The sequence below is a fragment of the Aeromicrobium sp. CFBP 8757 genome (assembly GCF_014841755.1).
Classification (GTDB): domain Bacteria; phylum Actinomycetota; class Actinomycetes; order Propionibacteriales; family Nocardioidaceae; genus Aeromicrobium.
The window spans coordinates 881135-895309 of record NZ_JACYUM010000001.1 but is presented as its reverse complement, the minus strand read 5'-3'; the positions used below and the strand labels follow the sequence as shown (position 1 = coordinate 895309).

The following is a 14175-nucleotide window of genomic DNA, read 5'->3' as shown; positions in this document are numbered from 1 at the left end:
CATATCACCATCGCGGTCCCTCCTGACGGCGAAACCGGTCGGGCATCCGCGGCGACCCCGTCTCGCCCGCGGGACGTTCTGCGAGCTCACGGCGTGCGCGGGCGACGGCGGCCTCGGCCTCGAACCGGCCGCACGACGAGCCGAGCCGCGGGAGCAGCCGCCCCACCAGGCTGATCTGCGTGCGCGCCTCGCCGTTCGACGCGGGCAACCACGTCTCGTGGACGAAGCTGGGCAGGCAGCACGCGAGCTCGTCGACGCCGAAGAGCGTCCAGAACGCGCCCGTCTGGTGGAACTGTCGCTCGGACTCGAGCAGGACGGCGGGGTGGCTGCCCAGCCCGAGCGTCATGTCAGCCGTGTCGAGGAAGTCGTAGAGACGCGACCGCACCCGGTCGTAGCGGCGTGCGGTGGCGGTCGAGCGCCCCTCGGCCTCGGCGCGGAAGAAGTCGTCGATCAGCGGCCAGCCCGGCTCGTCGTGGTCCATGCCCCGACTCAAGCAGGCGGGTCGGACACAAGCGTCAGTCGAGGGCGTCCAGCACGCCCGCGGTGAGACCGTCGAACGTGACCCGGTCGGGCGAGGCCGGACGGGCACCGAGACGCACCGCGACGACGCCCTCGCTCGGCACGACCGCGACGTACTGGTTGCCGTAGCCCAGGGCCCAGAACGCGTCGGCCGGGACGTTCGGGGCGATCCGACCCTCGTAGGGCTCGCGGTCGACCGCGAAGCCCGCCTGCCGCCTGATCTCGACCACCCGACCCGTCGCGTTGGTCCACCACAGCAGCCCGTACGCGGCGTTGTCGGCCGACGACGGCGTCGTGATCTGGCGGACGAGGTCGGACGACACCAGCTGGCGGCCGTCCCACCGGCCCTCGTTGAGCATCAGGTGGCCCACGCGGGCGAGGTCGAGGCACGTCGACGTCGCGCCCGAGTAGGTCAGCGCGTTGCCGGCGCCGTCGCGCCCCCACACGGTGTCGCGCATGCCGAGCGGGCCCAGCAGGCGGTCGTCCGCCATCGCGGCGACGTCACCGTCCGGGGCCGCGTCGTCGAGGACGTCCTCGAGCGTCTGCGCCGCGGCGTTGTCGTACACCCACCGCTCCCCCGGCGGCCGCTCCTGCGCGGCGGCCACGGCGAAGCCGGTCTGGTCGGTCGTGGCACGGATCATCTGCCGGCCGGCGGCCTCGCTCCAACGGCGACCCGAGGTCATCGACAGCAGGCTGCGCACCGTGACGTCCGCGGCGCCGGTGCCGGCTGACCGCCAGCGCTCGACCTGCTGGGCCGCCGGAGCGTCCAGGTCGAGGTCGCCGTCGTCGACCTGCTGGCCGGCCAGCAGGGCCGTCAGCGACTTGGTGATCGAGTAGATCCGCCCGCCGATCCGCTCGCCACCGCCGTTGAAGTAGGCGTCGTGCACCAGACGACCGTCCTTGACGACCGCGACGCACGTCGACCCGTCGCGCCGCAGCTCTGCGTCGAGGTCGGACCAGTCGCCCTCGTCGGCCCGCTGCCACGTGCGGCCGGGGAAGATCGCGGGCTCCGCGGGTGACGGCGTCGTCGTGGCCGGCGTGGCGGGGGCAGGCGATGACGTCGGGGCGGCCATCGTGGCGGGCGTCGCCGGCTCGTCGACCGGCCCCGAGCAGGCCGTCGCCGTCGCGAGCGTCGCGACGACCAGCCCAGCGCGCACCTTCACGCGTCCAGCCTGCCAGACGGGACCGGCCCGGCCGCTCAGCGCGGGAGCCGGATGCGGATCGGGCCCTTGGCGGTGGACGGGTCGACGACCGAGCCCTTCTGCGTGATCTCGACCTCGCCGCGGTCGACGAGGCGCCGCGCGGCGCGCCGCACGGGCTCCATCAACGGGCGCCAGTCGTCGGGCGCGACGGCCCGGGCGACGTCCGACGGGCAGATCGTCGACGTGCGCGCACGGCTCGCCAGCATCTCGAGCACGCGACGCTCGAGGTCGACGTCCTGCGACGTCACCCCGCGCCGTCGACAGGCCTGGCTGCAGTACGTGACGTCGTCCCAGTCGCGTGCCCACTTCTTGCGCCACTCGATCGTGCGGCCGCACGCGGCGCAGGTCTTGGACTCGGGAGGCACCCGTCCAGCGTGCACCGGGCGCGGCCGGACGGCATCTCGTCCGCCGCCGTGATGCTCACCACCCGACCTCGACGAGTGCTCCTTGGAGCCGTGCGCGAGAATGGAGGGATGCCTGCTGCGACGGATCTGCGCCTCCTGCTGCGCCATCCGGTGGAGTTCGTGGCGGGTGCCACGCCCGCGGAGTCGCGCTTCGTCTTCCACACCCCCGACGGGGACGAGACCGCGACCGCCAACGAGGCGATCGGCGCCCTCAGCCAGGGCATCCGCGTCATGTCGGCCGACAAGTCGGTGCGCGCGTGGGCGACGCCCGCGATCCTCGCGCTGCGCATCATGGCGCGGGGTGCGCTCGGCTCCCCCGACGCGACCGAGCTCAACCAGCTGCAGAACGCGGGCGCCGCGATCGGCCCCAACGCGGGTGCCGGCCAGGCCGCCATCTCCGCGTTCCTGCGGGCCCTCGAGGTCGACGCTCCCGAGGCCGCGTCCACACCGCAGCGCCAGGCGTACGTCTCGCCCAAGGCCGCGCCGCAGCGCACCCGCGAGACGACGTTCTCATGGTCGCTGATCGTCACGTTCCTCGAGGAGCCGACGCCCGACCAGGCCGCGGTCGTCCGGCTGCGGGTGCACCCGCGCGCCGGCTCGTGGGGCGCCTTCGACGCCGGCGACCTGTTCAACGGCTCGTCGCACCCCATGGCGCAGGACGCCAAGGAGCCCACCGCGGCGATGCTGCGTCGCATCGAGGTGTGGTGGTCGCCCGCCGAGACCCTGCGCGACCCGCACGCGCGCGGCGCGGTGACGGTCGGCCCCGACGCGCTCGCCCGTCTCGGCGACCGCAGCCTCGCCCCGACGCTCATGGCGAACCGCATCGAGGTGCGCTGGCCGCCCGAGCTCGTGCGCGAGCTGTCGACGACGGCCGTCGTCAGCCGGCGCGAGACCCCCGGCTCCGACCGCCCGTCGGCCTTCACCCACGGCCAGCTGTTCAGCTTCGACTGGCAGGTCGCCCTCGGCGACGACGTGCTGTCGGCCGCCGAGCTCGACCAGCTCGCCCAGTCGCAGACCGGCCTGCTCAGGTTGCGCGACCGGTGGGTGTTCGTCGACAAGGCGCGCCTGCACCGTGTCCTCGACCAGCGCACCCACGACATCTCGGCGATCGAGGCGCTGCGGGCCGCCGTCACCGGCGAGCTCGAGATCGACGGACGACGCACCGAGGTCGACACGGTCGGCTGGCTCGAGGACGTCCGACGACGCCTGGCCGTCCAGGACCGCGACATCGCCCCGGCCGTCCAGCCCGGCGACCTCGACGGCCACCTGCGCGACTACCAGCTGCAGGGCCTGCGCTGGATGACCCAGCTCGTCGACCTGGGGCTCGGCGGCATCCTCGCCGACGACATGGGCCTGGGCAAGACCGTCATGCTGATCGCGCTGCACCTGCAGCGTGCCGTCGACACCACCGCGCCGACGCTCGTCGTGTGCCCCGCCTCGGTGCTCGGCAACTGGGAGCGCGAGATCCAGCGCTTCGCCCCCGACGTGCCCGTGCGCCGCTATCACGGCCCGGGCCGCTCGCTCGAGGACGTCAAGGAGGGCTTCCTCGTCACGACGTACGCCACGATGCGCGCCGACGTCATCGAGCTGTCCGAGCACGAGCCCGGCTGGGGCCTCGTCGTGGCCGACGAGGCGCAGAACATCAAGAACCCGCACGCCCGCACGGCCAAGGCGCTGCGCGACGTCCCTGCCGTCGCACGTCTGGCCCTGACCGGCACGCCGGTCGAGAACAACCTCTCCGAGCTGTGGGCGATCCTCGACTGGACGACGCCGGGCCTGCTCGGCACGTATGAGCAGTTCCGTCGCACCTGGTCGCGCGACATCGAGTCGCGGCGCGACCCCGAGAAGGCCACCGGGCTGTCGCACCTCATCCGGCCGTTCGTGCTGCGTCGGCGCAAGTCCGATCCCGGCATCGCCCCCGAGCTGCCGCCGAAGATCGAGACCGACCACCGCATCAACCTGACCCGTGAGCAGGTCGGGCTGTACGAGGCCGTCGTGCGCAGCACCATGGCGCAGATCGAGCAGGCGCAGGGCATCCAGCGTCGCGGGCTCGTGGTCAAGCTGCTGACCCAGCTCAAGCAGATCTGCAACCACCCCGCCCAGTTCCTGCGCGAGCCCGAGACCAAGCTCGTCGGGCGCTCGGGCAAGCTCGGCGTGTTCGACGACCTCGTCGACGAGATCGTGTCCGAGGAGGGCGCGACGCTCGTCTTCACCCAGTACGCCCAGATGGGACGCCTGCTGACGCGCCGGCTCGACGAGAAGAAGATCGCCAACCAGTTCCTGCACGGCGGCACGACGGTGCGCGGGCGCGAGAAGATGGTGCGGCAGTTCCAGGGCGGCGAGGTGCCGGTGTTCGTCCTGTCGCTGAAGGCTGCCGGCGTGGGTCTCAACCTGACGCGGGCCGATCACGTCATCCACTACGACCGCTGGTGGAACCCCGCCGTCGAGGACCAGGCGACCGACCGCGCGCACCGCATCGGCCAGACCAAGAACGTCCACGTGCACCGGCTCATCAGCGAGGGGACGATCGAGGAGTCGATCGCCGAGCTCATCCGCTCGAAGCGCTCACTCGCCGACGCCGTCGTCAACGGCGGCGAGGGCGCGCTGACCGAGCTGTCGGACGCCGCGCTGGCCGATCTCGTCCGCCTGAAGCACTAGAACCTGCCCGCCGCCCGGCTCAGGTGAGGCATGTCCTCAGCTGGTCGAGGCGGTAGAAGTACGGGCTCGACGCCGACGGCGTGCACGAGGCGTTGAACTGCACGGGCTGCTCGTTCACGCGCATGGTCACCAGCACCTCGCCGCCGGCGTTGCGGTACGCCGCCCACTCGATGTTGCCGGCGAGGCGCCCCGCGACCGACCCACGCCACGGGTTGCTGCCGTACGAGAACGCGCGCGACGCCTGCTGCTGGCTTCCGGGCGCCTTGATCAGCGCCGCGAAGGGCATCGTGACCTCGCCGTGCGCGAGCCGGAACACCGCGGCGGTGTCGCCCCCGGCGACGCGCCGGTCGAGCGCGGCGAAGAAGTCGTCGAGCACGGGCCGCGCCTGGCGGTACGTCGTGCTCTGGCCCGACACCCCCGGACCGAAGCGGTAGAACGTGCGCGCGTCGGTCGCCTCGGCGAGCCGCCGGGCCGCCGACAGCGGCACGAACTCCGCGAACGTCACGCGGGTGTCGCCGGCCATGCCGGCGGCCGTCGAGTACAGCAGGTGCAGGTCGAGGGCCGCGCCCACCGGGTCGGCCAGACGCTTGACGTACGACGGTCGGTACGCGCGCAGCAGCACCTGCCGCGCCGCGGCCTTGACCGACGACCGCCGCTGCGCCTTCGCGATCGCGGCCCGCCCCTTGCTCGTCGAGCCCTCCTCGATCAGCAGGTCGCGGTTGACGGTGCGCGCGGACGTCCGCAGGCCCGGCACGACCGACTCGAGGCCCTGCCGCAACGAGACGGCGCTCTGCTTGGTGCGGTACACGGGGCTGGTCTGCATCGCGACCTTCTCGCCCCTGGCGGCCGAGGCGCTCAGGAAGCCCGCGTAGCTCGTGGCCGTCCGACGTCCGATGCCCCGCCACTCCTGCTTGCCGACCGAGCTGAGGTTGCCGTAGCCGAGCTTCTTCTCGGCCCGCTGGAAGGTGCGGATGCGGTCGTCGAGCGTCCGGCCGCGGGTCGTCAGGTCGCCTCGACGCGCTGCACCCTTCCAGACCGCGAGCGCGCGCTTCTCGGCGCCGCTGCTGGTCAGCGAGCGGGCCCCGTGGCGTCCGACGTTCTCGACGAAGAACAGGTCGAAGCCGGCCGGCGGGGCGACGACCTGGGTGGACGCGGGGTCACCGTACGGCTGCTGGTTGGCGTAGGCGCCGGTCGGGCCGTCGGCGGCTCGGGCCGACGACAGCGGCAGCGTCACCGCCACGAGGGCCGTGGCAGTGACGAGGACGGAGGCGGGGGCCGTGAGGCGGGATCGCATGCGGCCCACCCTATGCCTCGGTCGCCCCGGGAACGCGACGCTCAGGCGAGGCAGCGCTCGAGCTCGGCCGGACGGTAGAAGTACGGCACCGTCTCGCGGCACCGGCTCGTGAGCCGGACGGGCTGCTCGTTGTGCCGCACCGTCACCAGGGCCCGCCCGCCGTCGTCCTGGTAGGCGGCCCACTCGATGGTGCCGCCCAGGCGTCCGGCGACGTAGCCGCGCCACGGGTTGTCGGCGTACGAGAACGTCCGGTCGGCGGGCACCTGGACGTCGCTGCCGGGCAGCCCCAGCAGCGCCGCGAACGGCATCGTCGTCTCGCCGTGCGCCAGCCGGAACACCGCGGCGGTCGACCCACCCGCCAGGCGCTCCTCGAGCGACCACAGGAAGTCGTCCAGCAGCGGACGGGCCGCGGCGTACGAGCTGTCCTCGCCCTCGACGCCCGGCCCGAACTGGTAGAAGTTCTCGGCGTCGACGGCCGACCCCAGCACGGCCGCGTCGTCGAGCGGGACGTACGGCGCGAACGTCACGGACGTCTCGGCCGCCAGCCCCGGGGCGGTCGAGTAGAGCAGGTAGACGTCGAGGGCCGCGGCGACGGGGTCGTCGATCGTGGCGACGAACCCGGGCGCGTACATGACCTCGAGCAGGTCGGTCGCCGCGGCCACGACGTCGGGGCGGGTCATGGCCCGCTCCGTCACGCGGTTGCCGGACGGCGAGGCGCCGTTGCCGATCAGCAGGCGCGGCGCGTCCGTGACGTACTCGCCGACGTCCAGACCCGGCACGACGGAGTCGAGGCCCTCGCGCATGGCATCGGCGCTCTCGACCGTCCGCTGCACCGGTGACGTCTTGAACACGACGCCGTCGCCCGTGGCGGCGGCACCGGCGAGCAGGTCCCGGTACACCGTCGCGGTGCGGCGGCCGATGCCCTGCCACTCGACGGCGCCGATCTCGCTGAGGTTGCCGTAGCCGATGCGCTGCTCGGGCTTCTGGAACGCCGCGACGTCGGCGGCGAATCCCTCGCCCGTGTCCGTGACCTGCCCGGCCTTCTTCGCGCGGGTCCAGATCGCGAGCGACCGTCGCTCGCGCGCCGAGCTCGTGAGGGTGCGCGCTCCGTGACGGCCGACGGTCTCGACGAACGTGAGCCGGTAGCCGTCGGGGGCCTGCCGGATCGCCGAGCTGGCGGCGTTGCCGTAGGGCGTCTGGTTGGCGTAGTGGTCGGCGTCGATCGTCGTCTCGGCCTGCGCCGTCGCGGTGACGGTCGCGAGGATCGCGATGAGCTGGGTGAGGAACGAGCCGATCATCGACATCAGCGTACGACGCCCCGCCCGGTCGTCCCGCGGGATCGACGTCCACTCCGGCAGAGTTCACCGACGGTTCACGAGCCCTTCCCACCCCTCCGGAACCGGCCCCGCCTGACCCCGCGAGCCCGTAGTCTTGGCCGGTGCTCCGACCCCCCGCTCGCGGCCGCACGGCCGTCCCCCGCGCGCTGACGCTGCTCGTCGCCTGCGTCGTCGCCCTCGCGTCCGTGCCGTCCCCCGCCTCGGCGAAGTCCGACCCCCGGCTGACCCGCGCGTTCTACGCCGACTCGGCGTCGTCCGCGGCGGTCGCCGCCAAACGAGACCGGCGCTTCTCGACGCTCGCGCGGACGCCGCAGGCCTACTGGGCGACCGACCACCTGCCGGTCTCGAAGGTCAAGAAGGCCGTCCGCTCGTACGCCCAGCGGGCCGTCAAGAAGAAGCGCACCCCCGTCGTCGCGGTGTACGCGATCCCGGCCCGCGACTGCGGCCAGCACTCGGCCGGGTCGTTCGACGCCCCGACCTATCGCCGCTGGGTGAGCCGGCTCGCCGCCGGCCTCAAGGGCACCAAGGCGATCGCGGTGCTCGAGCCCGACGCCCTCGCGATGCTCGGCCAGTGCGACGCGCAGGGCGACCGGACGGGTCTGCTGCGCTACGCCACCGCGAAGCTCAAGCGGGCCGGCGTGTGGGTCTACATCGATGCCGGCCACTCCAGCTGGACGGCACCGGCGGTCATGGCCGAGCGGTTGCGGGCGTCCGGCATCACGTCGGCCCGCGGCTTCTCGACCAACGTCGCCAACTTCCGCAGCACCGCCGACGAGGTCGCGTACGGCAACGAGGTCGTCGCGCAGCTCACCGCCCAGGGCGTCCGGGGCAAGAAGTTCGTCGTCGAGACCGCGCGCAACGGTGCCGCCACCGCGGCCGGCGACTTCTGCAACCCGGTCGGCGCCCGTGTGGGCAGCAAGCCGCGCATGGTGCGCCAGGGCAACCTCGACGCCTACGTGTGGGTCAAGCACCCCGGCGAGTCGGACGGCCCCTGCAACGGCGGACCCAACGCCGGCTCGTGGTGGGCCGCGGGCGCGCTCGCGCTGCTCGGACGCTAGTCGTGCGGCAGCGTCGGGCGCTGCTCGTCGCGGTCGTCGTCCTCGCGCTGACCGTCGCGCAGCTGGCGGTCGGGGCCTTCGCGGGTCTCGAGCAGTACGACGGCAAGGGCTTCGGCTACCGCCTCGCGGTCTACCCCCTGCTGATGCTCCTCCTGCCGGCCGTCTGGTGGTGGCGGACGCGCGACGCCTCGACGCTGCCGTGGGGCGCGTTCGCGCTGGTGATGGCGCCGTTCCTGGTCGACGTCACGGGCAACACCCTCGATCTCTACGACTCGATCGACGCGTGGGACAACGTCAACCACTTCGCGAACTGGCTCCTGCTGCTGTGGGGCTGCGGCCTGCTGCTCGCCCGCGCCGACGTGCGTCCGAGGTGGCTGCTGGTCGTCGCGATCACGGGCCTCGGCGCGATCCTCGCGATCGGCTGGGAGCTCGGCGAGTGGTACACGTTCATCCGCCGCGGCACCGAGCTCGACGGCGCCTACGAGGACACCCTCAGCGACGAGCTGCTCGGCACCCTCGGCGCCTTCGTGGCGGCGATGATCGTCGAGCGCACGACGCGCCGCTCGTGACGCGGGGTCGCGGGGTCAGCGGTCCTTGCGGTCGGCGACGATCGCGGCCACGTTGAGACTCGCCCACGTCAGGGTCGCGCCCAGCACCTTGGCCTTGGCGGTCCTGGTGCGCGCCTCGGGGGTCAGCAGGGCCGCGTCGGAGAGGTCGAGCACGACGCGGGCGATCATCGCGTGGTCGCGGGCCAGCGGCGACGGCGCGAGCAGCGCCAGCGCGCTGAGCGCGAGGTCGCGGGGGCCGAACATGCGGGCCACCAGGTCGTACTCGGGCTGCTTGAGCGGGCTCTTGGTCAGCGCGGTGCCGAGGTGGCGCGGCTTGGCGAGCGCGAACACCGCGTACCCGGCGGTCGCTGCGGACATGATCTGGCTGTAGCTCGGCGTCATGCCTCGACGCTAGGGCCGTACCGGCGCGACCGCACGTCCGCGAGCGTCAGGAGACCAGCGGATAGGCGACGAACAGGGCGGCCGCGCCCGCCGCGCCAATGGCATACGTCGTCGACTTCAGCACCGCACCGAAGCGCGGACGCAGCTTCGTGACGCTCTGCAGGCCGAGGAAGACGCACGCCAGCGGCATCAGCAGCCAGCAGACGCCCCAGGCGTCGAAGACGTCGTCGGGCCACTCGATGCCGCCGGCAGCGGCGACCGCGGCCACGAGCGTGACGTACAGCGGGAACAGCATCGGCAGCGATCCGCGCAACGCGGCGCCGGCGGCCCGCCGCAGACCGCGCCGCATGTCGGCGTCGACGAGGCGCTCCGCGCGCGGCTGACCGACGGGCGGCCCGTTGACCAGGCCGAAGAACGTGCCCCGCCGCAGGAGCAGCAGCACCGTCGCGATGATGACCGCCAGCATCCACCACGCCGCGGCGTCGGAGTCCTGCATCGCGGGCGGCCGGTAGTCGAACGGCACGAACGAGGTCGTCAGCCACACCAGCCCCGGCACCAGCGCGACGACGAACGCGCTGAGCGCCAGGCCCGTCGCGAACGTCTGCAGCTTGCTGACCCGGGTGACCAGGTCGGCCGCCGGCTCGCGCTGCGCGTGGGGCGCGTGACCGGTCGAGTCGACCGACAGCGGACGGGGGAACGACGGCTCGCGGTGCACCTCGGTGCCCGGCACCACCGGGCGTGCCATGACGTCAGGCTCTCCCCCGACGTCGGCCAGCGCGGCGTGCATCTCGTGCACCGTCTGGCAGCGCTCCGCGGGCTCGACCGCCATGGCCTTCGCGACCACGGCGGCCAGCCCGGCGGGGACGTCGGGGTTGAGCGCCCTCGGGTCGGGACGCGGGTGGTTGCGGTGCGCCAGCAGCTGGGCGGCCATCGTCCCCTCGAAGGGCGGCCTGCCCGTCAGGCACTCGTACAGCAGGCACCCGACCGAGTAGATGTCGCTGCGCTCGTCGGCGCGACCGTCGAACTGCTCGGGCGCCATGTAGTGCGGGGTGCCGGCGACCGTCGCGGTGGCGTCGGACGCCGCCCGCGCGATGCCGAAGTCGACGATCTTGACGGCTCCGTCGTTGGTCACCAGCACGTTCGCCGGCTTGATGTCGAGGTGCAGGATGCCGGCCTGGTGGCACGCGGCGAGCCCCTCGAGCACGCCGCGCACGACGATGACCGACCGCAGGCTCGGCCCGCGCAGCGACAGCAGGTCCTTCAGCGACGTGCCCTCGACGAGCTCCATCACGAGGTGCGGGGTGATCTCGCCGTCGCCGTCGGCCATGTGCACCAGGTCGTGCACCGTCACGACGTGCGGGTGCGACACGCGAGCCAGCGTCGCGACCTCGCGGGTGATGCGCCGCATCGCGCGCGGGTCGTCGGCCAGGAAGTGCGAGAACCGCTTGATCGCGACCTCGCGGTGCAGCTGACTGTCCCGGGCCCGGAACACCACCCCGTGGTTGCCGGCCCCGATCCGTCCGAGCAGCTCGAACCGCTGCTCGACGGGGACCGTCGCGGGGCCGGTGGCCGGCTGCATGACCGGCTGGGTCGCCAGGGGGTCGGGCGTCATGCGCTTCCTCCTGCTCCGGCTCGACGATCGGGACACCTCGACGGTACGGCGTCCGGGTCCATTCTCCCTAGCGACTGGTGATCCCCTGCAGATGCACCGTCCCGGCCGTGTCGAACGCCGCCACGACGGTGACCCCGGCGAGCTTGACGACGGCGCCGCCGTGGAGCGTGGTCCAGTCGTCGCCGTCGATGCGGTGGCCGTCGACCGTCGTTCCGTTGGTGCTGCCGAGGTCCTTGATCTGCCACTGCATGCCGCTGCGGCGGATCGCCGCGTGCCGGTGCGAGACCTCGGGCTCGGCGAACGTCACGGGGCTCTCGGCCAGACGTCCGAGCACCGCGCCGTCCGGGCCGATCGCGACCGACTGGCCGTTGCGCTCGAGGCGCAGCAGACCCGCCACGTTCATGGTCGGCGAGCTGTCGACCAGGTCGGGCACCAACGCCGGGAAGTTCATCGTCGCGTCGGGGTCGATCGTCGACGGGTGAGGCACGGCACGCGGCGGGGTCGCCTCGCGCGGTGCACGGGTGGCGGCGGTGTCGGCGACGACGTCCCACCCCACCGACATGGGCTGCGGCTGCCGCTCCGCCGGACGGCGGGCGGCCTCGGCGCGGCCGCTCCCCCGGGCCGGCGGCACCCAGCCCGATCGCAGGCCCGGGTCGACCTCGACCGTCACCTGGACGTTCGCGGGCACGCCCCAGCCGGCGCGCTCGGCGTGGTCGACGTACAGCCGAGCACCGTCCTCGCCGAGACGGTCGAGGTCACCGTCGGGCTCGAGGCGGTGCAGGTCCTCGGGTGCGACCCGCACCACCAGCTCGCCGAAGGCGAGGCGCTCACCGCTGGGCATGATGACGTGCTGCCCCGTGAGGGCCCGGACGAACCGTCGGCGCAGCACCGCCGACGAGCCCGTCGGGTACGACACGAGCTTCGCGGCGACCTCGGTCGCGGCGGCCTTCTTGGTGGCGGTGCCGAAGATGCTCTGGGCCACGCGCAGCGCGATCCACACGACCGCCACGAAGACGACGAGGATCAGGAGGTTCATCGTGAGAGACGAGAGGGTGCCCATGGCATCATCGTCAGGGTTCGGCGCACCTGGCGTCGAGCCACGACGGAACATGTTCCACGACGTCCGAGGGAGTACCGGTGCTGCACATCGCGTGGTCCGCCGGCGACGACACCTCCGGTGAGACGACCCTCGACCAGGGCGCGACGTTCATCCTGGCGCGCCGCATGAACCTGCCCGAGCGGCAGCCCGTCGTGGCCGAGACGATCGACGGCTCGGCGTACGTGTTCGTGCGTCTGCCCTACGTCAGCGACCCCGCCCTCGTCGTCACGGCGACGGCCGCACAGCCGGTCGTCCACCGTGGCCAGCGCGACAACGGTGCGATCGTCGAGCTGACGACACCGCAGGGCGGCTCCACCACGCCGGCGCCCGGCCAGAAGATCTCGCTGATCGACAGCGGCACCCGCATCGAGCTGCGCTTCCCCGACCTGACGTTCTCGGCGCTCGTGACGTTCGACCTGCCGGACCTCCCCGGCGGGTCGGGCACGGTCCAGCTCGGCGTCGACTCGCTGCAGCACGACGACATCTGGCTGATCGGCGCGATCGCCGTGGCCCTGTCGCCCGACAACGGCGTCGTGGCGCACGGCGACCTGAAGCAGGCCTTCGCCCGGTGGCGCGGCACCGAGGAGCACAGCGACGGCGCCTTCGACCGCAACGTGCTGCGGCCCGCGCTGACGGCCCGTGGCCTCGAGGCCGGGCCGCGGATGAACAAGATCGTCCTGCTCGTGGAGCGCTGCCGTCGCACGGCGGAGTTCCCGTCGCGGGTGCTCGACGACGTCCGGGGGCACCTCGCCTCGCTGCGCCACGACGGCTGAGAGGATCGACGCATGGACTGGGACGAGCTGGGCGAGACCATCGACGAGATCAGCGCGACCCCCGGGCGTCCGGCCCGCCTCGCGGCGTACGAGCGACTGCTCGCGACGTTTGCGCCGGGCCAGGAGGGCCGCGCCGAGGTGCTGACCTGCCGGGCCGACGACCTCGTCGACGACGGACGCCTCGACGACGCCGAGGCCGCGTACCGGGCGGCGATCGACGACGGCGGACGGACGGTGCTCGAGCCGCGAGCCGGTCTGCTGGCCGTCGCCCTGGCCCGCGGTGACGACGCCGAGGTCGACGATCTGCTGGCCGAGCTGATCGTCCTGAGCCGTGCCGAGCGACTCGTGATCGGCGACTACGAGTGGATCGCGGAGTCGCTGGAGGACGCCGGACGGCTGCGCGCGGCGCTGCGCTGGTTCACGATCCCCCTGCGCGACATCCAGCCCGGCGACCTCGACCTCATGCCACCGCTGTGCCTCGACGGACGGTGGCGCGTCCGCCGCGCGCTCGAGCTTCCGGTCGACGCCTACGACGAGGCGCACGACGTGTGGCACGAGGTCAACGCGGCTCAGGCCTGATCGGCCCCGTCGGCGTCCGCACGCATGACGCGGTCGTGCCGCCGGGTCGCGACGGCCATCACGACCAGCGACGCCGCGGCGGCCAGCAGCGCGAGCACGAAGCCGATCGGCTCGATCGTCAGGGCCAGCCCGTCGCGCGCCCCGAGCAGCTGCACGAGGCCCGCTGTCGTCGCTGCGGCCAGCACCAGGACGACGACCGCGCCGGCGGCGCACCGCACCCACCGCGAACGGGTCAGCATCCCCGTGGCGGTGCCGGCCAGGACCGCTGCCAGCACCAGACCCGTGCCGATCACGAGGTAGGCGTCGGTCGTCGACGCCCCGGCGCCCGGCGCCTCGTCCCGCGCCTGCATGACGATGAGCACCGCCGTGAGCACCAGCACCGTCGCCATGGCGATCCGCGCCCACAGGCGCACCGGCCACGCGGCCAGGGCGAGGAACCAGACCGAGAAGGCGACGGCCCCCGGGAAGACGTCGACGAACGGCGCGGCCAGCGAGGGCATCGTCCCCTCGTCCGTGCTCAGCCCGATCGTGCGCAGGTCGGACCGGTAGAGGGGCTCGCCGTCGACCGTGAACCAGTCGGGCCCTCCCCCGACGAACGAGTTGAGGGCGACGGACAGCAGCAGGAGACCCGCCGCGAGGATGCCCAGGGGCGAGGTGATCAGGCGGTCGCGTCGACGGGCGTCGTTCATG

General features: G+C 73.1%; 14 protein-coding genes. 5 read left to right on the top strand and 9 right to left on the bottom strand.

Features of this window, described 5'->3' with window-relative positions; translation table 11 throughout:
* Positions 1 to 4 precede the first annotated feature (4 nt).
* Genes IFT73_RS04340 through IFT73_RS04330 form a run of 3 tightly spaced genes read right to left on the bottom strand, consistent with a single transcriptional unit; the run spans position 5 to position 2086 of the window.
* Positions 5 to 481 (bottom strand): hypothetical protein, encoded by a 477-nt coding sequence (locus tag IFT73_RS04340; RefSeq protein WP_192166533.1) that lies wholly within the window; start codon positions 479 to 481, stop codon positions 5 to 7.
* Positions 482 to 515: 34 nt separating this feature from the next.
* Complete coding sequence (locus IFT73_RS04335) at positions 516 to 1682, bottom strand: serine hydrolase (RefSeq protein ID WP_192166532.1); 1167 nt, start codon at positions 1680 to 1682, stop codon at positions 516 to 518.
* Between the two features lie 35 nt (positions 1683 to 1717).
* Complete coding sequence (locus tag IFT73_RS04330; RefSeq protein WP_197983493.1) at positions 1718 to 2086, bottom strand: DUF2256 and DUF3253 domain-containing protein; 369 nt, start codon at positions 2084 to 2086, stop codon at positions 1718 to 1720.
* A gap of 108 nt (positions 2087 to 2194) precedes the next feature.
* On the opposite strand from IFT73_RS04330, the gene IFT73_RS04325 reads away from it, so the two are divergent.
* Positions 2195 to 4783 carry a DEAD/DEAH box helicase gene (locus IFT73_RS04325; protein ID WP_056607973.1) on the top strand — a complete coding sequence of 863 codons (2589 nt, stop codon included), beginning with the start codon at positions 2195 to 2197 and terminating at the stop codon, positions 4781 to 4783.
* 19 nt (positions 4784 to 4802) lie between these two features.
* Here IFT73_RS04325 and IFT73_RS04320 read toward each other — a convergent pair whose 3' ends face one another.
* Both IFT73_RS04320 and IFT73_RS04315 read right to left on the bottom strand, forming a co-directional pair.
* Entirely contained in the window at positions 4803 to 6077 is a 1275-nt protein-coding gene (locus tag IFT73_RS04320) for a histidine-type phosphatase (protein ID WP_192166530.1), read from the bottom strand.
* A gap of 41 nt (positions 6078 to 6118) precedes the next feature.
* Positions 6119 to 7375 (bottom strand): histidine-type phosphatase, encoded by a 1257-nt coding sequence (locus tag IFT73_RS04315; protein WP_192166529.1) that lies wholly within the window; start codon positions 7373 to 7375, stop codon positions 6119 to 6121.
* Between the two features lie 140 nt (positions 7376 to 7515).
* Here IFT73_RS04315 and IFT73_RS04310 point away from each other — a divergent pair, with 140 nt between their 5' ends.
* Both IFT73_RS04310 and IFT73_RS04305 read left to right on the top strand, forming a co-directional pair.
* Entirely contained in the window at positions 7516 to 8472 is a 957-nt protein-coding gene (locus tag IFT73_RS04310; RefSeq protein WP_192166528.1) for a glycoside hydrolase family 6 protein, read from the top strand.
* Between the two features lie 2 nt (positions 8473 to 8474).
* On the top strand, positions 8475 to 9041 hold the full coding sequence (locus IFT73_RS04305; protein WP_192166527.1) for a hypothetical protein: 567 nt from the start codon (positions 8475 to 8477) through the stop codon (positions 9039 to 9041).
* 15 nt (positions 9042 to 9056) lie between these two features.
* Here IFT73_RS04305 and IFT73_RS04300 read toward each other — a convergent pair whose 3' ends face one another.
* The 3 genes from IFT73_RS04300 to IFT73_RS04290 form a co-directional block, all read right to left on the bottom strand.
* A complete protein-coding gene (locus tag IFT73_RS04300) occupies positions 9057 to 9422 on the bottom strand; it encodes a hypothetical protein (protein ID WP_192166526.1) in 366 nt (121 codons plus the stop codon).
* Positions 9423 to 9468: 46 nt separating this feature from the next.
* On the bottom strand, positions 9469 to 11034 hold the full coding sequence (locus IFT73_RS04295) for a serine/threonine-protein kinase (RefSeq protein WP_192166525.1): 1566 nt from the start codon (positions 11032 to 11034) through the stop codon (positions 9469 to 9471).
* 67 nt (positions 11035 to 11101) lie between these two features.
* Positions 11102 to 12070 (bottom strand): FhaA domain-containing protein, encoded by a 969-nt coding sequence (locus IFT73_RS04290; RefSeq protein ID WP_192166524.1) that lies wholly within the window; start codon positions 12068 to 12070, stop codon positions 11102 to 11104.
* A 101-nt stretch (positions 12071 to 12171) separates the two neighbouring features.
* On the opposite strand from IFT73_RS04290, the gene IFT73_RS04285 reads away from it, so the two are divergent.
* Together IFT73_RS04285 and IFT73_RS04280 are read left to right on the top strand one after the other, a co-directional pair.
* Entirely contained in the window at positions 12172 to 12906 is a 735-nt protein-coding gene (locus IFT73_RS04285; protein WP_192166523.1) for a hypothetical protein, read from the top strand.
* A gap of 12 nt (positions 12907 to 12918) precedes the next feature.
* Complete coding sequence (locus IFT73_RS04280) at positions 12919 to 13485, top strand: hypothetical protein (RefSeq protein ID WP_192166522.1); 567 nt, start codon at positions 12919 to 12921, stop codon at positions 13483 to 13485.
* On the opposite strand, the gene IFT73_RS04275 is transcribed toward IFT73_RS04280, so the two are convergent.
* Complete coding sequence (locus IFT73_RS04275) at positions 13476 to 14174, bottom strand: hypothetical protein (protein WP_192166521.1); 699 nt, start codon at positions 14172 to 14174, stop codon at positions 13476 to 13478. The genes IFT73_RS04280 and IFT73_RS04275 overlap by 10 nt on opposite strands.
* Position 14175 lies beyond the last annotated feature (1 nt).

Bases quoted from the DNA above. Each gene is read 5' to 3' on its own strand.
- IFT73_RS04280 (WP_192166522.1), top strand. From the start codon at position 12,919: ATGGACTGGGACGAGCTGGGCGAGACCATCGACGAGATCAGCGCGACC.
- IFT73_RS04300 (WP_192166526.1), bottom strand. From the start codon at position 9,422: ATGACGCCGAGCTACAGCCAGATCATGTCCGCAGCGACCGCCGGGTAC.
- IFT73_RS04340 (WP_192166533.1), bottom strand. From the start codon at position 481: ATGGACCACGACGAGCCGGGCTGGCCGCTGATCGACGACTTCTTCCGC.
- IFT73_RS04325 (WP_056607973.1), top strand. From the start codon at position 2,195: ATGCCTGCTGCGACGGATCTGCGCCTCCTGCTGCGCCATCCGGTGGAG.
- IFT73_RS04295 (WP_192166525.1), bottom strand. From the start codon at position 11,034: ATGACGCCCGACCCCCTGGCGACCCAGCCGGTCATGCAGCCGGCCACC.
- IFT73_RS04290 (WP_192166524.1), bottom strand. From the start codon at position 12,070: ATGAACCTCCTGATCCTCGTCGTCTTCGTGGCGGTCGTGTGGATCGCG.
- IFT73_RS04320 (WP_192166530.1), bottom strand. From the start codon at position 6,077: ATGCGATCCCGCCTCACGGCCCCCGCCTCCGTCCTCGTCACTGCCACG.
- IFT73_RS04315 (WP_192166529.1), bottom strand. From the start codon at position 7,375: ATGATCGGCTCGTTCCTCACCCAGCTCATCGCGATCCTCGCGACCGTC.
- IFT73_RS04275 (WP_192166521.1), bottom strand. From the start codon at position 14,174: ATGAACGACGCCCGTCGACGCGACCGCCTGATCACCTCGCCCCTGGGC.